This window comes from Acinetobacter sp. A22 (genome assembly GCF_030913345.1).
In the GTDB taxonomy this organism is placed as follows: Bacteria; Pseudomonadota; Gammaproteobacteria; order Pseudomonadales; family Moraxellaceae; genus Acinetobacter; species Acinetobacter junii.
Genome location: NZ_CP133162.1, coordinates 353,983 through 373,317, shown reverse-complemented (window position 1 = coordinate 373,317; position 19,335 = coordinate 353,983). Strand labels below are relative to the sequence as shown.

Sequence of the window (19,335 nt, the reverse complement as noted above, 5' to 3'; positions counted from 1 at the left end):
TTTATATTTTTTTAAATTCTCAAGAATATCAATAATTTACAAAACAAAAAAGATTCATTATTTGAGTAAATATAGAATAAAACCCTCAAGCAACTGATTTAAATATCAATTTCATCATGTTTATTTTAAAAATAGATTTCACTTCGATATTTACATAGTGAGTACTTGACCTTCCTATAATGGTAAGGTCTATGCTTTAAGCAATCAAAGAATATTTATAGGTAAATCCCATGGGAACCGAAATAAATCAAAGATTAAGCTTACAAATTGAAGGTATGACTTGTGCAAGCTGTGTAAGTCGTGTTGAAAATGCTATTAAAAAAGTTGATGGTGTGCGATCAGCCTCAGTAAATTTAGCCACTGAGCGTGCAGACATTACACTTAATAAGCCTTTAGATCGTCAATTATTAATTCATGCAATTGAACAAGCAGGCTATGATGTTCCCCAAAACAGAATTGAATTATCAATAAAAGGTATGACCTGTGCCTCATGTGTTGGTCGTGTCGAGAAAGCACTCAAAGCCATCTCTGGTGTAACTGAAGCAAATGTCAATCTTGCAACTGAACGAGCAACAGTAAGTGGTTCGGCAAGTGTAGAGGCATTGATCGCAGCAATAGATAAAGCTGGATATGATGCTGTAGAAATTCAAGCTTCAATTGCCGATCCATCTGAGCAGCTTCAGAAAAAAGATCAAGAACGCGCTGAACTTAAACGTGATTTAATTCTTGCCACGCTTTTTGCTATGCCTGTGTTTATTCTTGAAATGGGCTCTCATCTAATTCCAAGCTTTCATCATCTGATTGCTCAAACCATTGGGATGCAAAATAGTTGGTACATACAATTCGTACTGACTACCCTTGTATTAACGATTCCAGGTAGAAGATTTTATTTAAAAGGCATCCCCGCTTTATTTCGTCTCGCACCAGATATGAATTCTTTGGTAGCCGTTGGAACATTAGCTGCATATCTATTTTCTATAGTGGCTACCTTCATTCCAGACACACTCCCTTCGGGAACAGTCAATGTTTATTATGAAGCTGCTGCGGTTATTGTTGCTTTAATCTTACTTGGTCGTTTTCTTGAAGCAAAAGCAAAAGGACGTACTTCAGAAGCGATTCAACGTTTAGTCAGTTTACAAGCTAAAACAGCTCATGTTCACCGTGATGGACAAATGCTTGAGATTGCAATTGATCAAGTTATTGCTGGTGACACGGTGATTGTAAAACCTGGCGAAAGAATACCTGTTGATGGAAAAGTGACTGATGGAAATAGTTTTGTCGATGAATCCATGATTACAGGTGAACCGATACCTGTTGAGAAAGTGGTTGGTAGCGATGTGGTAGGAGGTACGATTAATCAAAATGGAACTCTCACTTTTACAGCATTAGCTGTTGGTGGTGAAACCATGCTGGCGCAAATAATTCGCTTAGTTGAGCAAGCACAAGGCTCTAAAATGCCGATTCAAGCGGTAGTCGATAAAATTACCTTATGGTTCGTACCAGCAGTAATGTTTTCAGCAGTGCTGACATTCTTAGTTTGGTTAATTTTCGGCCCATCTCCTGCCCTAACTTTTGCCTTAGTAAATGCAGTCGCAGTACTGATTATCGCTTGTCCATGTGCTATGGGTTTGGCAACACCTACATCGATCATGGTGGGTACAGGTCGTGGTGCAGAATTAGGCGTGTTGTTCCGTAAAGGCGAAGCTTTACAGCTATTAAAAGATGCAAAAATTGTAGCTGTTGATAAAACAGGTACTTTAACTGAGGGACATCCAGAATTAACTGATTTTGAAGTCACATCTCAGTTTGAACGAGATCAAGTTTTGGCTGCTGTAGCTGCTGTTGAATCCCGATCAGAACATCCTATCGCAAAAGCGATTGTTGATCAGGCCAAGCTAGAGAACTTGGTTCTTCCTAAAGTTAATCACTTTAATTCGGTTACGGGTATGGGTGTATCTGCAGTGATCAATGATGATATTCAAATTAATATCGGTGCTGATCGTTATATGCAGCAGCTCGGTATTGAAGTACAACCCTTCGCAACAACTGCTTTACGTTTAGGTGATGAAGGTAAATCACCACTTTATGTTGCGATGAATGGTCAACTAGCAGGAATTATAGCGGTTGCAGATCCAATTAAATCCACGACTCCCGCAGCGATTCAAGCTTTACACCAATTAGGGCTGAAAGTCGCAATGATCACTGGAGATAATGCACGTACTGCTCAGGCAATTGCAAAACAATTAGGAATTGATGAGGTAATCGCTGAAGTCTTACCTGAAGGAAAAGTTAATGCAGTCAAAGAGCTAAAATCCCAATATGGTCATATTGTCTTTGTTGGTGATGGCATTAATGATGCCCCTGCATTAGCTGAAGCCGATGTAGGTGTAGCGATAGGTACAGGTACAGATGTTGCAATTGAATCGGCAGATGTCGTGCTCATGTCTGGTAATATGCAAGGTGTAACAAATGCAATCGCCTTATCCAAAGCCACAATCGGCAACATTCATCAAAACCTGTTTTGGGCTTTTGCTTATAACACCATGCTAATTCCTGTTGCCGCTGGAATATTATATCCAAACTATGGAATTTTAATGTCACCCATCTTTGCTGCAGGAGCTATGGCATTATCTAGCGTCTTTGTATTAGGAAATGCATTACGTCTACGTCGTTTTCAACCACCCTCAGTACATCTAGGTTGAGGAGAATAAGATGAATATTGGTAAAGTCTCTCAAGCTTCAGGGGTCTCAACCAAAATGATTCGATACTATGAACAGATTGGTTTGATCCCGACTGCGGGGCGTAATAATGCAGGTTATCGCTCCTACTCATCGACTGATGTTGAACGTTTAAAGTTTATCAAGCGAAGTCGAGAATTGGGATTTTCAGTTGTGGAAATCTCAGATTTGCTTGATCTGTGGAATGATCGCAATCGACAAAGTGCTGATGTAAAACGCTTAGCACTCGGACATATTGAGAAATTAGAACAACGCATAAACGACTTACAGCAAATGGCGAATACGCTGAAAGATTTAATCAATTGCTGCGCAGGTGATGATCGACCTGAATGTCCGATTCTTGAGGGTCTCAAAGAACCGAGCAATGAAAATAAGGAACAGCATCACCATAATGATCTGCTATCAATTTCACCATTAGCGAAGAAAAAATAAGGTATTAAAAAGGGCTACGAAAATGTAGCCCTTAAACTTTGTCTAAATGATTTTAGCGCGGTGGGAAACCTGCTTCAGTCAATGCTTCAGCAACCTGCTCTTGTGTTGCTGTTGTTTCAACTGTCACTTTACGACTTGGTGGATCAGCAATCACTTTAGCATTTGCATCCAAAGCTTGAATTGCTCGAGTAACACCGCGAGCACAACCACCACACGTCATATTCTCTACATGAAATTCCATGATATCTCTCCAATAAAATAGATGGTTAATAGAATATATTCCTTCCCATCATTGTAAGGTCAAGCGATTTTTTACTTGATCTTCTTTAGAGTTAGGTTACACCTTAGCTACTAGAAAAAACTCGGAGAACAACTCCAAGTTTAATTCAATGATTTCCACCTAAATCATGCGGTTAATGTGGTGCAGGGCCACCTACTATCGGCTTAGGTTTAGGACTTAACCAAATTAATAGACTCGCAAACACAAACACCAAAGCCAAAATCATAAAGACATGATTTGCTGAAATCGTAATTGCTTCTTTATCGACAAGATTGGCGATCGTTGCCAAAGTAGCATCAGAAGAAAACCCATTTTGCAGCAATGTATTTTGAACCTCTTGTGGATGCAATGAATTAACCATTTCACTACGCGCCACTTTGGTGTGATCATCCCAAATCGTAACTGCAATCGAAGCACCGATTGCCCCTGCCATGGTTCTTAGAAAATTCATCAAACCTGCAGCAGATGCCATTTCTTGGGGAAGAACCGAGCCCATTGCAATATTAGACAACGGAATAAAGAAAAATGGGACAGCAAAACCCTGCAATATCTGAGGCCAAGCCAATGCCATAAAATCTGCATCAGTTACCCAAAATGCACGCATTAAGGTTACAACACCCAGCAAAGCCAAACCAAAACTCGCTAAAGCACGTGGATCATATTTGGTTGATAATTTGGCTACAATTGGAGACATAGTCAAACTACCAAAGCCCATAGTTGCCGTTAGATAACCAGCCCATGTTGCGGTATATCCTAGATTGATTTGCAACCACTGTGGGATCAATACAATACTGCCAAAAAATGCCCCAAACCCAAATGCTAAGGCAGTGACAGAAACTGCAAAACCTCGATGCCTAAAAACATATAAATTTACAACAGGGTGTTTTTCGGTTAACTCCCAAATCATAAAAACAATAAAACCAATCACGGCAATTAAAGCTAAAACGATAATACTACAACTGTTGAACCAGTCTTTTTCATGCCCAAGATCAAGCATGAGTTGTAACGCACCAATCCAAAGTACAAGCAATCCCAGCCCAATCGCATCTATGCGTAATTTTTCTGTTTTGGTTTCAGCTACCGACAACAAACGCATCGCAGCGAGAACACAAAATATTCCGACAGGTATATTGATAAAAAATATCCAATGCCATGATAAATTATCGCTAATCAAACCGCCTAAAATAGGACCTAGAATAGGTCCAATCACCGTTGTCATTGCCCATAGCCCCATCGCTTGAGCATGTTTTTCAGGTGGAAAAATACGCATCAATAATGTTTGACTCAGTGGCATTAACGGTCCACCACAAAGCCCTTGTCCGATACGAAAAAAGACCAACATTTCTAATGAAGTCGCTAGACCGCATAAAAAAGAAAAGACCGTAAAGCCAATCAAACCAAAGACAAAGACACGAACCGTACCAAATCGCCCTGCCAACCATCCAGTTAAAGGAACACAGATGGCTTCAGCCACTGCATAAGACGTAATCACCCAAGTTCCTTGAGAACTTGAAACGGCGAGGTTACCAGTGATATGAGGAACAGAAACGTTAGCAATCGTCGTGTCTAACACCACCATAAAGTTAGAAAGTGCAATTACAAAAGCTGCAAGCAATAATCGCCCACCACTGAGTTCTGCAAAAGGATTCTGAGTCTTCATGATGAATTACTTCGATGCGAGATCAATATCTACTTGCATTGAAAGACCTACTCGCAGAGGATGCTCAGCCAACTCTTTAGGATCTAAGGTAATGCGCACAGGTAAGCGCTGAACCACTTTAATCCAATTTCCAGTCGCATTTTGTGCAGGAATCAATGCAAAAGCAGCACCTGTTCCACCTGAGAAACCTTGAACTTTGCCGTGATAAACGACTTCATCCCCATATAAATCAGATGTTAATGTCACAGTTTGACCTGCTTTCACTTTTGCCAATTGGCTTTCTTTGAAGTTGGCATCTACATACAACGCTGAAACTGGTACGACAGACATCATGACTGTTCCAGGTGCAACACGCTGTCCAATTTGAATATTCTTACGTGTTACAACACCATCTACAGGGGCACGTATAACCGTTCTTTCCAAATCTAATAATGCTTGATCAACATGTGCTTTTGCCACTAAAACATCTGGGGTTGAAGCCTCATTGAAACCTTGAATCAAAGCATCGTTTGCTGCCAAAGTACTTACCGCAGCATTACGACTCGACATAGCTTGAGAAAGTCCCGCTGAGCAAGCTCTAAACTGGCTTTTGCAGTCGAAACAGCACTTTGTGATTTACTTAATTCTTCTTTAGAAATTGCACCTGAAGCAGCTAGTTCGTTACGACGTTTTAACTCTAAACTCACTCGATCGTATTCAGCTTGGGCTTTATTGACTTGAGCTTGAGCACTTGTGATTTCATCTTTAGTTACGATCACCTGTGAATTCAGAGAACTGCTATTTGCTTGGCTTTGTTTGTATTGACGTTGTGCTTTTGCAAGCTCCGCTTGAGCCTGTGCAAGTTAAATTTGTGCATCTCGTTGGTCGATTTTAACTAAGATATCGCCACGTTTAACCTGCTGTGTATCCTTCACTAAAACTTCAGCAACCTGTCCACCGATCATAGACGTCACTTGTGCTGTTTCAGCACCAACATAGGCATTATCAGTGCTTACAGAATGATGAAAAAATAATGCCCAAATCCCATACAAAATTGCAGCTATGATAAGAATCAGGGCAAATAGTCCTAAAAACTTTTTACGCTTTGCTTTCATTGCATCATCAGATAAAGCTTGCTGTTCGTTGGTTTGGGAGTCAGTCATAAATTATTCCTGAAAATTAAATAGATCATTGACTTCTGTTTTAATCAGCCGATCAGTCTATGTATCGAAACTTAACCGAAAGTTAAAAACAAAAGATAAATATGAACAAAAATTTCAGAGCATTCTACCAACAAATAATCATATTACGAGAATAAAGAAAATAACTGATGCGTTCAGTTCTAGTATTTTGATAATAATTAAAACTACTTGTTTTCAGAAATAAAAAAAAAGCGCCGAATGGCGCTTTTTTGAAATTTTTCAAAAAATTAGAAAGCATATGAGGCGATTGCAGTCGCTATTGGCTTATCGTCATCATTGACCATCGTCATGCGCATCGTGCATCCCTTACGCCCTAAGCGCAAAGTTTCTGCACGAGCGATAAAATATTTACCACGACCAGGTGCAAGATAATCTACACGTATATCAACAGTAGCCAAACGAGAAACTTTTTTAATAGTATCGGGTAAATCCTCAGGCGTTGCACGGCGATATAGCTGTTCCATTGCAACCACTCCACCAATACTATCCAACATCGTTGCAGCAACACCACCATGCAAAATCTGGAACGCAACATTACCAATCAACTCTGGTTGCATCTCAATGTAGCCTTCAATTTGATCATCAACTACACGCATGACCATGCCACAGTGCTTAAAAAATGGTGAAGAATTAAATGCTTTACAAAGCTGTTTTAATACCACGCCATGATCGGCTTTAGCACCTAACTGAATATTACCTGTCCAGTTTTTCTTTACATCATTCATACGCTGCCTGAATCCATAGATCGAAGCTGATGAGCGTTGATAAATGCCTGCAAAAGCCCATGACTTATCATGAACACTGCATCACATGATCAAAATTTCAACAGCCCTTTTGAAACATCCCATAATTTTTACAAAACCAAAATTATAGGGCTACAATAGTGAGGACATCGAATTGACCTAAGCCGCTAAGTTCTCCCCTAGCATGACTTAAATGATTCAATTATTCCTATAGTGTAATACTGAACATCGAGATTGTTATGACTTATACGTTCAATCGTCCTGCTTTCCCTGCGACTCGCATGCGCCGTATCCGTAAAAATGACCAATTACGAGCGATGGTAAGCGAAACACAATTGACAGCTAATCACTTGATTTATCCAGTTTTTGTACTACCAGGACAACAAAAAGTTCAAGACATTCCGAGCATGCCAAATATACAGCGTTTATCTGCTGATTTATTGCTCAAAAAAGCAGAACAACTTCTTGAGTTAGGTGTTTCAAAGCTTGCATTATTTCCCGTTACCCCACAAGAAGACAAAAGTTTAACTGCTGAAGCAGCATGGCATGAAGATGGATTAGTACAAACCACTTGCCAATTACTAAAAAAAGAATTACCTGAAATGGTACTCATCACTGATGGTGCACTTGATCCTTATACCACTCATGGTCAAGATGGCATTATCGATGAAACAGGCTATGTGTTGAACGATGAAACTGTTGAATGCTTAATTAAACAAGCATTGAGTCATGCTGCGGCAGGTGCAGATGTTGTTGCCCCAAGTGACATGATGGATGGTCGTATCGGAGCAATCCGTCAAGCACTTGAACAAAACGGTTTTATTTATACCAATATCATGGCGTACTCTGCTAAATATGCATCAAGTTTCTATGGTCCATTCCGTGATGCAGTTGGTTCTGCTAGCAATCTAAAAGGTGGCAATAAATATAATTATCAAATGGATATCGGCAACCGTGCAGAAGCATTACATGAGATTGCTTTAGACATCCAAGAAGGTGCGGATATGGTCATCGTTAAACCAGGAATGCCATATCTAGACGTTGTTCGCGAAGTAAAAGATACTTTTGGCGTACCAACCTTTGTCTATCAAGTTAGCGGTGAATACGCGATGCTTGCAGGAGCTATACAAAATGGCTGGTTATCGGACAGTGTTATCTTAGAATCATTAATGTGCTGTCGTCGTGCAGGTGCAGATGGTATCTGGACTTATTTTGCTGAAGAAGCCGCTCGTAAACTCAAAGAGATGAAATAACTCTCCGAAGCTACAACACTCCTCACCTCTTTAATAAGGAGGGAGGAATCTTTAAATTGGTTTGACGTTAATATGCATATTGCCATCATTGGTGCAGGGATCAGCGGCTTAATGACAGCTCTGGAACTTGCTGAACAAGGCTATTTTGTTGATATTTTTGATCAACAGCAAGCAGGTCAAGCTGCATCTTGGGCTGGTGGTGGTATTTTATCGCCTATGTATCCGTGGCGATATGCACCTGAAGTTAACCAATTAGCTCAGTTTGGAAAACCGCTCTATCAAATGTGGAATGAAAAACTCTACCCAATCACAGGGATTGATTTTCAGATTCACGATACAGGCATGCTAATTTTCGATCAGGATGATTTTGATATTGGGTTGAGCTATGCAGCAAAGTTCAATGAGCCGATGCAACAATCAGAATATTTAAATCAGAATCAACTCAATCAGATTAATCCACGTGTTTCAGCAAAATTCCGAGAAGCCATTTATTTTCCTCATCTATCCAATGTGCGGAATCCTCGCCTACTTCAATCTCTGATTAGTTATTTGAAACAACATCCTTTGGTTCGTTTTTTTGAACATAGTCCAATCGAAAAGTTAATCATTCAAAAACATAAAATTAAGGGCTTCCAAAGCGAAGATGGTCACCAACACTTTGCTGATCATGTAGTTTTAACTTCAGGTGCGTGGACAAAGCATTGGGAAGAACAGTTACAACTGAATATTCCTGTTCGTCCTATCCAAGGTCAAATGTTGTTATTCAAAACACCTGAAAATTGGCTTCCAACGATGTGCATGAATCAAGTGATGTATCTGATTCCACGTCAGGATGGTCATATCGTCTGTGGTTCAAGTATGGCGGACTGCGGTTTTAATACCACTGTAGATGATCAAACTCAGCAAGACATTTTGACAGCGTGCCTAGAAATGGTTCCTGAGCTAGCTCAATTTCCAATCGTAAAACGTTGGGCAGGCTTGCGCCCTAGCTCACCACATGGCATCCCATACATTGGGGCGATTCCAGAGGTTGAAAATTTGTGGGCAAACTTTGGACATTTCCGCAATGGATTATGTATGGGAGCAGGTTCAGCACAACTGCTGCGTCAGCTCATTCTAGAGCAACCGACATGTGTTGAACCAAACGCGTACTCTCCAACCCAACTACAAAAGCAACTCTTAGTCGTCGAGTAAAATTTCACCTAATGCCATATCTAAAGTTGGATATTTAAACTCAAAACCAAGAGCTTGTAAGGCTTTTGGCTGTACATATTGACCATTTAAAATCAATTGTGATTGTTCGCCTAGAGCAAGCTCAAATACAAACTTTGGCAATGAGATAAAGGGTTTCCGCTTTAAGATTTTGCTAGCAATCTTAACGAATTGCTGTTGATTTGTTTGCTCAGGTGCAACGAGATTGTAAACCTTCTGCGCACTATTGGAGTCAAGTAAGAACACTATTGCACTTAACACATCTTGGATATGTATCCACACTACTGGTTGTTGCCCTGAACCAATCTTACCCGCGGCATTTAATCGAATCGGCAACAACATTTGCGGCAAAATTCCACCACCTTGACCAAATACAATCCCCAAACGAATAATCTTCGTATTCTGTTGGGAAAACTTTAAAGCCGTTTGCTCCCAAGCTTGGCAAAGCTCAGACATAAAAATTGCCTGCGCTGGGGTGTTTTCATCACAACTGGTATTCCATTGCTCTTGTGGATCAATACCATAGTAGCCAATCGCTGAGCCAGAAATAATGCATTTAGGAAAAATCTGTTGCTGTTGCAACCACTCATAAAGTCGTTGGGTGGTATTGACACGACTATTAATTAATTGCTGTTTACGCTCACTACTCCAGCGTTTCTGACCAATATTTTCGCCCGCAAGATTGATGACATAATCAATTTGTTGGGTTTGAATCTGCTCAAATGAAGCCACCCATTTCAAGTCAGGATGTTGTGAAGATTTATTCGTTTGTCGTGTTAGCGCAATGACCTTGTACTGTCTTTTCAACAAAAAAGGTAAAAGATGAGAACCAATAAATCCACTCGCCCCTGTTACCAATACAGTCAATTTTTGCATCGCACTACCTATCAAAAATCATGTGTATAGATAGTCTTAACAGAACAAGGGTGAATTACAAGTGAACTTTATTAACCTAGTTAAACATCTTGTTCGCCATTCGTTGTGCTTGTGCGCCATAGAACCACAATGTGATCAAATATAGAGGTATTGCAAGCATCAACCACATTACTACAACGATCATGAGAAAATTTGGCTGCTGTAAATACGCAATAAAGTTCTGCCAAACTTCAGGATCATTGCGACTAAAAATGAATAAACCGAGTAATAATCCAAATAAGTTGTACCCCCAAAAAATTAAACTAAACATGAAAGTGAGTTTATTTTTTTCAGTTGCAGTTGGGGCACGGCGTTGCTGTTTTAAAAATTTGAATAAAACAAAAATAATAGCAATCAAATACGGAATTGCTGTGAGTACACCTGCAATATTATTTGGTAAAATAGCAGCCAGCACGCCTGCTACCAAAGTTGAAACCAAACAAATAATAAAAAACCATAAATAATATAAACGAAGTGAAATCATGTAGTTAAACCCAATTTGAGTGGTTTCATTAATTAATTATAAATTTTTTTCACTTTTTTTTCATTTTTATGTCAACCGATCAACATTCTTTAGCGTTATATAGGGTACAAGGTCGCAGCAACCGAATCTAAATTGCACGGCATCCGCAACGATTTTCGGTGACCTTTCATTATGACTCTCCATCTTTAGCATTTGTTTTGTTAGCAGCCAAAACTTTTGATAAAGATTTTGACCGACGATTTATCATCACTCGAATCGTCGGTTTTTATTTTTCTAATGATACAAAAATAAAAATATAGGATTAGCCATGAACTCGATTATCTATTTTGAAATTCAATCCTCCAATCCCAAACGCGATACTCAATTTTATCAAGGTGTCTTTGGTTGGCATTTCAAGCATGTTGATGGCTTACCCATCGAATATTATCGTATCGAAACGGAAGGGATTCATGGTGGATTACTTCAACGTCCAGTCGCAATCCCCTCAACTGAATGCGGTACCAATGCTTTTACCTGTACGATTGAAGTAGACAATTTTGATGAAACCGCAGCCAAAATTTTAAGCTTGGGCGGTCTTATAGCGATGGATAAATTTGCGATTCCTCATCGTTGTTGGCAAGGCTATTTTCTCGACCTAGACAATAATGTCTTTGGTATATGCGAAATAGATGAGAATGCAAAATGACAGTGTTATACTAAATTTTCATAAAATTAAGATAGTTAATTCAAATAAAAATGAAATGTCCAAACTGTCAAAACGAAGTTGTGAATGAGAATATCAATATCCAAACGGATACGGGGAAATGTCAAAACTGCAATCATCTATTCAGAGTGTCTGAAAATTTTGATTCATCGCCCCAATTCGCTTTTGATATTAATCAACCACCCAAAGGTGCTTGGTATAAAAATGACATGCAAGAAATTAAACTTGGTGCAACCTTAAGAAGTCCAATCGCCTTTTTCTTGGTTCCATTTATGCTGATATGGTCAGGTGGTTCATTGGGTGGGATTTATGGTACCCAAATAGCAAACCAAGAATTTAGTCTTTTACAAAGTTTATTTGGTATCCCATTTATCATCGGTACATTAATCTTTGGTTTTTTTACTTTACTCGTCCTGTTTGGAAAAGTTGAACTCACCATAAATCGTCAAGGTGGAAAGGTTTTTACAGGCATTGGGAAACTAGGTAAATCCAAATCTTTTTTGTGGAATGAAGTGAGTCGAATCAGAGAAAATCATATTCAAAATGCTTCCAACAAACAACAAGGACAAATCTTTATAGATGCCGCGCAACCCATTCGCTTTGGTTTGGGCTTATCTCCAGAACGTCAACATTATATATTTCATGCATTAAAACGAATACAAATGCAGTATAAACCTGAAAGAAGATAATTCATGGCTTTTCCAATTGAGCAACAATATATTTTAGACGCTGAGAAAGAACTCAACCTTGTATTTCCATCATCTTTTAAAAATAAAATGATGATCGAAAATGGTGGCAATATTTTTGTTGAAGATGATGATTGGCAAATTTTCCCATTTTTCGATCAATCCAATCAAAAAAGAAAAATACGTACATGCAACCATATCTTGCATGAAACAAAAATTGCGAAACAATGGACTGGCTTTCCATTACATGCCATTGCGATCGCCCGTAATGGATGCGGAGATTATTTAATTTTTCTTCCGCAGAAACACGACCCACATACGCTTTCAGATCTAGTCCATATTTGGTTTCATGGCACCAATGAAATTCAACTCGTTGATTTAGATTTTAAAACGTTGGTATAGAGCCTATCTTAAAACGCTAAATCAACTTATCGCATCAGTGTTTGATGATTAAAATAAAAATTTGGAATTATTTACCCTGAAACTGTGGCAAACGTCTTTCCAGCATGGCTCGAACACCCTCTTGAGCATCCTCAGATTCAAATAGTGGTTTAAGGTAGTTATCCATTTTATCAAACGCAACTGTATGCCCTAAAGTCACTCCATCGGTTGCAGAAGCTAATAGAGCCTGCACAGCAAGTGGCGCAGCAATACAAATCTCTTTAGCAACTTCGATTGCACGCTCAAGTTGCTTACCTTTTTCTACAACCTCAGAAACAAGATTCAACTCATTCGCTTTTTGAGTATCAAAGGTTTTACCTGTAAGCAAATAAGGCATGGCTTTTTGCCAACCTGCCGCCTGTACAAAACGAACCGTTGCACCGCCAAAAGGCATAATTCCCCGTAGTACTTCGAGTTGCCCAAACACAGTATCTTCACTGGCTATTACCACATCTGCATTGAGCATGAGTTCCACTCCAGCGGTATAACAAATACCCTGCACTGCAACCACAACAGGTTTAGTTCTATGTCTTCCTCCAACGCCCCAAGGATTAATTTGAGCATCGGCAAAATTAAAAATCCCATGCGGAATTTTCGGTTGTAATTCCACTAGGTCTAGACCAGCGGTAAAATGATCTCCATGCGCAAAAATGACAGCACAACGTAATTCAGGATTATTTTCATATTCTGTTAATGCTAAAGATAAATCATCAATCATATGGCTATCAAAGGCATTGCGTTTTGCCACACGATCTAAACCGATCAACATAATATGATCAATCATTTCACGGCTTACTTTTCCTAAGCTCATTTTCTATTTCCTATTATTTAGTTTTTCGATACCAAACTAGTTGATCGTTTTAAAATGATCAAGCGATATCTTGTAGCTACTTTCTGCTTGGCTAAGCTCTACTTTTTTCTTGAATACGTGCTACCTTATTCGCATTCATTTCATTATTAGATTCACTTATGACCGTGCGTTTTTTTCATACTTCTGACTGGCATCTGGGACAGTTTTTCTACAACCATTCCCGCCACTATGAACATGAACAATTTCTTGCATGGTTACTTGAGCAAATCAAAATTAAACAGCCGCATGCTTTACTCATTGCAGGTGATATTTTTGATGTGATCAATCCGAGCTCACAGGCACAAAAACAGCTTTATCAATTCCTTGCCGATGCGCATGATCTTGCACCACAGATGCAAACATTGATGATTGCGGGAAATCATGATTCAGGCTATCGGATTGAACAAGTTGAACCCTTACTTGAAAAATATAATGCCAAAACAGTCGGAGTAATTCGCTGGAATGAAGATAAAAGCTTAGATTTAGATCGTTTAATTTTGCCGATTTATGATGAGCAAAAACAGATTGTCGCATGGTGTATTGCCCTGCCTTTCTTACGTTCAGCCGAAATCACAGGTTTCAATGAAAACACCACAAACAGTCAAAATGCGATTGCCTATCTGCATCAACATTTAATCGCTGAAGCAAAACGCCGTAAAACCGATGATCAAGCTTTAATTCTGATGTCACATGCACATATGCAAGGTGGTGAAACTTCAGATTCTGAACGTCCAATTATTATTGGTAAGGAAGAAGCACTTTCAACTACGCTGTTTGATGATGAGATTAACTATGTGGCTTTAGGGCATCTGCATAAACCACAAAAAGTCGGACATGATCACATTCGTTATAGTGGCTCTCCGATCCCTTTATCATTTAGTGAAATTAACTATAAACACCAAGTGGTTGAAGTCACGATCGATCCCAATGCAACTGACAATCAAGTTGAGTTTGAAGCAATTGCCATTCCACGAGCGATTCAATTACACAAAATTAAAGGTGAACTCAATGACGTCATACAGCGACTCAAAAATCTGCCACAGGGTGTTATTGAATGTATAGATCATCGTGAATATGTTGATATTGAATATCACACAGCCACGCCTCCTCAACCGAATCTCAGACAACAATTTGAAGATGCCCTGCCTAAAGATCGTTACCGTTTAGTGCGGATTTCACGACAATATTTATCCAATCAAACCAATGCAGAAATTGAATCAAAAATTAATTTAGAGCCACCAACACCCGAAAAACTGTTTCAACAAATTTGGGAGAAAAAAGGCTATAGCGCTGATGATGAAGTCACCAAAGACTTTTTAAGCTTAGTTGCTGAAGCACAGAAAAAACTTGAAGATGATCAAACAGTTTAAGGATTTGCCATGAAAATTTTATCCATTCGACTAAAAAATCTGGCATCTCTTGCAGGTGAGCATTTTATTGATTTTGAAAGTGAACCTTTAGCACATGCTGGATTGATTGCGATTATAGGAAAAACAGGTGCAGGTAAATCCACGATTTTAGATGCGATGTGCCTTGCCCTATTTAATCAAATCCCACGACTAAAAGGCAGTGATGGCAAACTAATCGATGTAGATGGATCAGAATTGCTGACAAACTCTCCTCTCACTGTATTACGTCGTGGTACTGGACATGGTTTTGCCGAGCTGTGTTTTGTCGCACAGGATCAAAAACATTATTTAGCGCGTTGGGAAATTAAACGTGCCCGTGAAAATGCCAATGGTAAATTACAAAGTGTACAACGCTCATTGAAATGCCTCACCGATGGCGTAGTTGTCGCAGATAAAACCAAAGCCGTCGAAACGCATATTCAACAAATTACACAGCTCAGTTTTGAACAATTCACTCGTGCGGTGCTTTTGGCACAATCCGAAGTCACCGCCTTTTTAAAAGCACGGGATAATGAACGTGGTGAATTATTGGAATATCTGACCAACTCCAGTATTTTTGCCAAGATTGGACAGTTGGCTTTTGAAAAAACCAAAGAAGTTCGCTTACAACGAGAAAAATTAGAAAGTGTTTTAGGACACATTGAAATTCGTTCTGATGAAGAAATCGCTGAGTTACAACAGCGATTCAAACAGCTACAGCAACACGTGCAACAACTTGAAAATGAAAAAAATCAATTCAGACAACAACAACAGTGGTTTGAACAACGCGATAAAATTAATAAAGACATAGCGTTAAAAAAACAAGACTATGATCTGCAACTTAAAACCCAAGAAAACATTGCCAAAGATCGGTATTTACTGAGTCAATTAGAGACATTCGCTGAGATACGCCCAATCGTATTTCAACAACAACAATTGCAAAAAACATTGCAACAACTCGCGCCACAAATTCAACAAAAACATAATGAATTTAGCACTTTAACCACTCAATTTGAGCAGCAAAAAACGCTTTATACACAAGTAGAAACAACACTCAATCAATTTCAAGATTACGAGCAAAAGCATCAAACTGAACTGACACAAGTACGCAAGTTTGTGCAAGAACGTGATTATATTGCTGAAGAATATAAGAAAACCAAAATTCGACTGACTCAACTGGAAAATCAGCAGCAACCACTCATCGAGCAACAACAACAGCTTCAACAAAGCATCCAAAACTTGAGTGCGCAACATACGGCTTGCTTAGAACAGTTAAAACACAGTGCCCAATACGCTCCTTTGGATAAAGGCTTACATGCCCATATTCAACAACTTAAGCAATTTATTCAGCAATATCAAAAAGTAGAAAACACACTAGGCTCTATTCAACAAGCACAGACCCAACTTAAACAAGATCAAAACACATTCAACAGTTTAATCACGCAATTTGGCACGACCCAACAAATTGAACAGCGTATTGAGCAACAGTCGAAACTAAAAGAAACCCAACAAATTCGCCTCAATCAATTGGATTCAATTCAACAAAAACTTCAGCATTATTTTGAATTAAAAAATGAAGTCCTTACGCAGCAAAAAAAATTTGAAGATGTACAAAAGCAAGCTCAACAGCTAGAACAACACAGCAAAAAAGCTGAGCAAGATTATCAAGCTGCTAAAACTGAACGTGAGAAACTACAACAGGTTTTGCAACAACAACGCCTGTTGCATGCTGAAAATATTGAACATCTAAGAGCTGGACTCAAGCACGGCGAAGCTTGTTTGGTTTGTGGCAGTAGCGAGCATCCTTATCGTGATGACGAGAGCCAAATCTCTAAAGCTCTATATGCCTTGCAACAACAACAAGAATTACAAGCGATTCAACAGGAACAACAACTTTTCCAACTTTGGCAAAAAGCTCAACAACAATTCACTCAAAGCTATACTGAACAAAATCAATTGCAACAGCAATTGCAACAATTGAATGAAAAAGTAAAAACACATGATCAGGTGTTACAACAGCATGTATCACAGACGAATATTCAACTTGATTTCAGTCTCACTGAGCATGACATCACGACTAAGATGCAATCATTGGTTTTACAAGCGTCACAAACTCAACAGCAGCTTGAAAAGGAATTGTTACAACTTAATCAAGCCAATAAAGATCAGCATGTGCTCAATCAAAACATTCAGAATATTCTTCATCAACTTCAGACCGTAGAGAATTTACATCAACAGATTCAACATATCGTGGATTGTCTCAATGCAGACGATAAAATGGCTTGGTCTAAACATGACATGTCAATCTCACAACACATATTGCAAGCATTGCAGCAACGTAGCCAACAACTAGAGCATGCAGAATCGCTCATCAAACAGAAAGAACAAATTAATCAGCAGTTGAATGTTTTAAAGACCAATTTGACGGGACTCACTACGCAACAAACTGAATGCGCACAACAATTAAAAGACATCGAAATTAAAGGTAAACAGAATACGGATACTGCTAATCAACTGATTATCACCATGACAGGTTCAACTGAAATCAAAGCCAATGAATGGTTGCAACATCATGATCAACAACGCCAGCAATTGCAGAGTAAATATCAGCAAGTGAAGCAAAGTTTTGAACAAGCTCGTCAACATTTTGAGCAGCAGAAAAATGTGCTCGAACAACTCAAAGCACAGCAGCAACAAAATCATGATTCTCTTGAACTATGTAAAACTGAAATCACTAATTGGTTAGCCCAGCATCAAAATTTTGCAGAAGATCAACTCAGTGAATTACTTGCGTTTTCATCAACTCAGGAACAGCAGATTCGAAATGCAATACAACAAGCGGACCGTGCTTTGAGTGAAGCAAATTCTGCATTGAAAACTATGCAAGAACAGTTGAATGTACATCTTCAATCTGAACCCAACATTCAGGTTGAACAACTGACTGAATTGATAAATGCCAATCAAGAAATTTTGCAACAGACAACAGATCAACGAGATCAACTTAAACTGCAATTGGAAGTGCATCAGCAAAATTTAGCCAAACAAAAGAAATTTGCTGATCAGATTCAACAGATCCAGCAACAAGAGCACCGCTGGAATAAGATTTCTAGTTTAATTGGTGATTCAAAAGGTAAAGAATTCCGTGATTTAGCCCAACAGTACAATCTCGATATTTTACTTGAATATGCTAATCAACAATTGGCGATGCTGTCTCAGCGCTATACCCTAAAACGTTTGGATAATTCACTCAGTCTTGCGATTATTGATCATGATATGGATGGCGAAACCCGTTCAGTTGCTTCACTGTCTGGTGGGGAATCATTCCTCACTGCCCTTGCCATTTCATTGGCGATTGCCAATATGGCATCAGGTTCGATGAAAATCGAATCGCTGTTTATTGATGAGGGCTTTGGCACCTTGGATGCATCTTCTCTGCATATGGTGATGAATGCGCTGGATCAGTTACAGAGCCAAGGGCGTAAAGTCATTTTAATTTCACACATTCAGGAAATGCATGAACGCATTCCTGTTCAGATTCAGGTACAACCGATGGGTTCAGGATCAAGTCGGATTGAAGTGGTGGGTTAAAGTGAATAATCCCTTGCCCCAAACAATGCTGTCCCGACTCTAACCATGGTTGAACCCGCAGCAATTGCTGCATCCAAATCAGCAGACATACCCATACTCAAAGTATCCCAATCTTGAGGCTGTGCATGTAATGATTTCACTTGATCAAATAAATTTTTAGCATCAGCAAACGCAGCAACATTATTAGGCGCTGGAATCACCATCAAACCACGTAAACGTAAATTAGGTAGTCGGCTGATTTGCTCTACTAATTCTGCGACCTCATTGGGTTCACAACCATCTTTAGAGTCTTGTCCGTCAATATTGACTTGTAAACATATATTTAATGGCTTTTGAGTTTCTAAACGTTGGCTAGATAGGCGCTCTGCGATAATTAAGCGATCAACACCATGTACCCAATCAAACTTTTCAGCTAAATGTTTGGTTTTATTACGTTGTACATGACCAATAAAATGCCATTCAATATCTAAATCTTGTAACTCTTCAATTTTTGCCAACGCTTCTTGTAAATAGTTTTCACCAAAACTCCGTTGACCAACCGCATACATTTCGCGCAAGCTTAAACTAGGATGTGTCTTCGATACAGCCAACAATTGCACAGTATTAGGATCGCGTTGTACACGCAGACACGCCTGCTCAATTTGACTTAATACTTGTAAGCGTGATTGTTCTGATTGATTCATTGACACAGTTCTCATTTACGAAATGTTTTTTTGCTTTCACATTCTATAATGTGTTGGTAACACAGAGTGAAAGCCGTATATTATTCTACAAAATAAT

General features: G+C 39.0%; 16 protein-coding genes and 1 pseudogene. 9 read left to right on the top strand and 8 right to left on the bottom strand.

Annotated elements, in window-relative coordinates:
- Nucleotides 1–230: 230 nt before the first annotated feature.
- Both Q9Q86_RS01830 and cueR read left to right on the top strand, forming a co-directional pair.
- Nucleotides 231–2,702, top strand: coding sequence for a heavy metal translocating P-type ATPase (locus Q9Q86_RS01830; RefSeq protein ID WP_112986373.1), 2,472 nt, complete (start codon nt 231–233; stop codon nt 2,700–2,702).
- Between the two features lie 10 nt (nt 2,703–2,712).
- Nucleotides 2,713–3,171, top strand: a complete 459-nt coding sequence (gene cueR, locus Q9Q86_RS01825; protein WP_087539991.1) for a Cu(I)-responsive transcriptional regulator — start codon at nt 2,713–2,715, stop codon at nt 3,169–3,171.
- A 52-nt stretch (nt 3,172–3,223) separates the two neighbouring features.
- Here cueR and Q9Q86_RS01820 read toward each other — a convergent pair whose 3' ends face one another.
- The 4 genes and pseudogenes from Q9Q86_RS01820 to Q9Q86_RS01805 form a co-directional block, all read right to left on the bottom strand.
- Nucleotides 3,224–3,412 carry a heavy-metal-associated domain-containing protein gene (locus tag Q9Q86_RS01820; RefSeq protein ID WP_004913856.1) on the bottom strand — a complete coding sequence of 63 codons (189 nt, stop codon included), beginning with the start codon at nt 3,410–3,412 and terminating at the stop codon, nt 3,224–3,226.
- 172 nt (nt 3,413–3,584) lie between these two features.
- Nucleotides 3,585–5,111, bottom strand: coding sequence for a DHA2 family efflux MFS transporter permease subunit (locus Q9Q86_RS01815; protein ID WP_112986372.1), 1,527 nt, complete (start codon nt 5,109–5,111; stop codon nt 3,585–3,587).
- Nucleotides 5,112–5,117: 6 nt separating this feature from the next.
- A pseudogene (locus Q9Q86_RS01810) lies at nt 5,118–6,253 on the bottom strand (HlyD family efflux transporter periplasmic adaptor subunit).
- 266 nt (nt 6,254–6,519) lie between these two features.
- Entirely contained in the window at nt 6,520–7,017 is a 498-nt protein-coding gene (locus tag Q9Q86_RS01805; RefSeq protein ID WP_112986371.1) for a thioesterase family protein, read from the bottom strand.
- Nucleotides 7,018–7,274: 257 nt separating this feature from the next.
- Between Q9Q86_RS01805 and hemB the strand changes: the two genes are divergently transcribed.
- Nucleotides 7,275–8,288: a porphobilinogen synthase gene (gene hemB, locus Q9Q86_RS01800; RefSeq protein ID WP_112986370.1), complete on the top strand. Its 1,014-nt coding sequence runs from the start codon at nt 7,275–7,277 to the stop codon at nt 8,286–8,288.
- 72 nt (nt 8,289–8,360) lie between these two features.
- Nucleotides 8,361–9,482, top strand: coding sequence for an FAD-binding oxidoreductase (locus Q9Q86_RS01795; RefSeq protein WP_112986369.1), 1,122 nt, complete (start codon nt 8,361–8,363; stop codon nt 9,480–9,482).
- On the opposite strand, the gene Q9Q86_RS01790 is transcribed toward Q9Q86_RS01795, so the two are convergent.
- Both Q9Q86_RS01790 and Q9Q86_RS01785 read right to left on the bottom strand, forming a co-directional pair.
- A complete protein-coding gene (locus Q9Q86_RS01790) occupies nt 9,468–10,376 on the bottom strand; it encodes a TIGR01777 family oxidoreductase (protein WP_112986368.1) in 909 nt (302 codons plus the stop codon). The genes Q9Q86_RS01795 and Q9Q86_RS01790 overlap by 15 nt on opposite strands.
- A gap of 76 nt (nt 10,377–10,452) precedes the next feature.
- Nucleotides 10,453–10,899, bottom strand: coding sequence for an ABZJ_00895 family protein (locus tag Q9Q86_RS01785; protein ID WP_004952749.1), 447 nt, complete (start codon nt 10,897–10,899; stop codon nt 10,453–10,455).
- A 307-nt stretch (nt 10,900–11,206) separates the two neighbouring features.
- Between Q9Q86_RS01785 and Q9Q86_RS01780 the strand changes: the two genes are divergently transcribed.
- The 3 genes from Q9Q86_RS01780 to Q9Q86_RS01770 are packed head-to-tail and all read left to right on the top strand — an operon-like array spanning nt 11,207 to nt 12,690.
- Nucleotides 11,207–11,584 (top strand): VOC family protein, encoded by a 378-nt coding sequence (locus Q9Q86_RS01780; protein WP_042891303.1) that lies wholly within the window; start codon nt 11,207–11,209, stop codon nt 11,582–11,584.
- A 50-nt stretch (nt 11,585–11,634) separates the two neighbouring features.
- A complete protein-coding gene (locus Q9Q86_RS01775; protein WP_112986367.1) occupies nt 11,635–12,291 on the top strand; it encodes a hypothetical protein in 657 nt (218 codons plus the stop codon).
- A gap of 3 nt (nt 12,292–12,294) precedes the next feature.
- A complete protein-coding gene (locus Q9Q86_RS01770) occupies nt 12,295–12,690 on the top strand; it encodes an SMI1/KNR4 family protein (RefSeq protein ID WP_112986366.1) in 396 nt (131 codons plus the stop codon).
- A 67-nt stretch (nt 12,691–12,757) separates the two neighbouring features.
- Here the strand turns inward: Q9Q86_RS01770 and Q9Q86_RS01765 are convergent, their stop codons facing one another.
- Nucleotides 12,758–13,540, bottom strand: a complete 783-nt coding sequence (locus Q9Q86_RS01765) for a crotonase/enoyl-CoA hydratase family protein (protein WP_112986365.1) — start codon at nt 13,538–13,540, stop codon at nt 12,758–12,760.
- Between the two features lie 158 nt (nt 13,541–13,698).
- On the opposite strand from Q9Q86_RS01765, the gene Q9Q86_RS01760 reads away from it, so the two are divergent.
- Nucleotides 13,699–14,949, top strand: coding sequence for an exonuclease SbcCD subunit D (locus Q9Q86_RS01760; protein ID WP_112986364.1), 1,251 nt, complete (start codon nt 13,699–13,701; stop codon nt 14,947–14,949).
- Between the two features lie 9 nt (nt 14,950–14,958).
- The gene (locus tag Q9Q86_RS01755; RefSeq protein WP_112986363.1) at nt 14,959–18,555 is read left to right on the top strand and encodes an AAA family ATPase; all 3,597 of its coding nucleotides are present in this window, start codon (nt 14,959–14,961) and stop codon (nt 18,553–18,555) included.
- Here the strand turns inward: Q9Q86_RS01755 and Q9Q86_RS01750 are convergent.
- Complete coding sequence (locus tag Q9Q86_RS01750) at nt 18,552–19,238, bottom strand: YggS family pyridoxal phosphate-dependent enzyme (protein WP_112986362.1); 687 nt, start codon at nt 19,236–19,238, stop codon at nt 18,552–18,554. The two genes, Q9Q86_RS01755 and Q9Q86_RS01750, sit on opposite strands and share 4 nt — an antisense overlap.
- Between the last annotated feature and the right edge of the window lie 97 nt (nt 19,239–19,335).

Bases quoted from the DNA above. Each gene is read 5' to 3' on its own strand.
- Q9Q86_RS01830 (WP_112986373.1), top strand. From the start codon at position 231: ATGGGAACCGAAATAAATCAAAGATTAAGCTTACAAATTGAAGGTATG.
- cueR (WP_087539991.1), top strand. From the start codon at position 2,713: ATGAATATTGGTAAAGTCTCTCAAGCTTCAGGGGTCTCAACCAAAATG.
- Q9Q86_RS01820 (WP_004913856.1), bottom strand. From the start codon at position 3,412: ATGGAATTTCATGTAGAGAATATGACGTGTGGTGGTTGTGCTCGCGGT.
- Q9Q86_RS01815 (WP_112986372.1), bottom strand. From the start codon at position 5,111: ATGAAGACTCAGAATCCTTTTGCAGAACTCAGTGGTGGGCGATTATTG.
- Q9Q86_RS01805 (WP_112986371.1), bottom strand. From the start codon at position 7,017: ATGAATGATGTAAAGAAAAACTGGACAGGTAATATTCAGTTAGGTGCT.
- hemB (WP_112986370.1), top strand. From the start codon at position 7,275: ATGACTTATACGTTCAATCGTCCTGCTTTCCCTGCGACTCGCATGCGC.
- Q9Q86_RS01795 (WP_112986369.1), top strand. From the start codon at position 8,361: ATGCATATTGCCATCATTGGTGCAGGGATCAGCGGCTTAATGACAGCT.
- Q9Q86_RS01790 (WP_112986368.1), bottom strand. From the start codon at position 10,376: ATGCAAAAATTGACTGTATTGGTAACAGGGGCGAGTGGATTTATTGGT.
- Q9Q86_RS01785 (WP_004952749.1), bottom strand. From the start codon at position 10,899: ATGATTTCACTTCGTTTATATTATTTATGGTTTTTTATTATTTGTTTG.
- Q9Q86_RS01780 (WP_042891303.1), top strand. From the start codon at position 11,207: ATGAACTCGATTATCTATTTTGAAATTCAATCCTCCAATCCCAAACGC.
- Q9Q86_RS01775 (WP_112986367.1), top strand. From the start codon at position 11,635: ATGAAATGTCCAAACTGTCAAAACGAAGTTGTGAATGAGAATATCAAT.
- Q9Q86_RS01770 (WP_112986366.1), top strand. From the start codon at position 12,295: ATGGCTTTTCCAATTGAGCAACAATATATTTTAGACGCTGAGAAAGAA.
- Q9Q86_RS01765 (WP_112986365.1), bottom strand. From the start codon at position 13,540: ATGAGCTTAGGAAAAGTAAGCCGTGAAATGATTGATCATATTATGTTG.
- Q9Q86_RS01760 (WP_112986364.1), top strand. From the start codon at position 13,699: ATGACCGTGCGTTTTTTTCATACTTCTGACTGGCATCTGGGACAGTTT.
- Q9Q86_RS01755 (WP_112986363.1), top strand. From the start codon at position 14,959: ATGAAAATTTTATCCATTCGACTAAAAAATCTGGCATCTCTTGCAGGT.
- Q9Q86_RS01750 (WP_112986362.1), bottom strand. From the start codon at position 19,238: ATGAATCAATCAGAACAATCACGCTTACAAGTATTAAGTCAAATTGAG.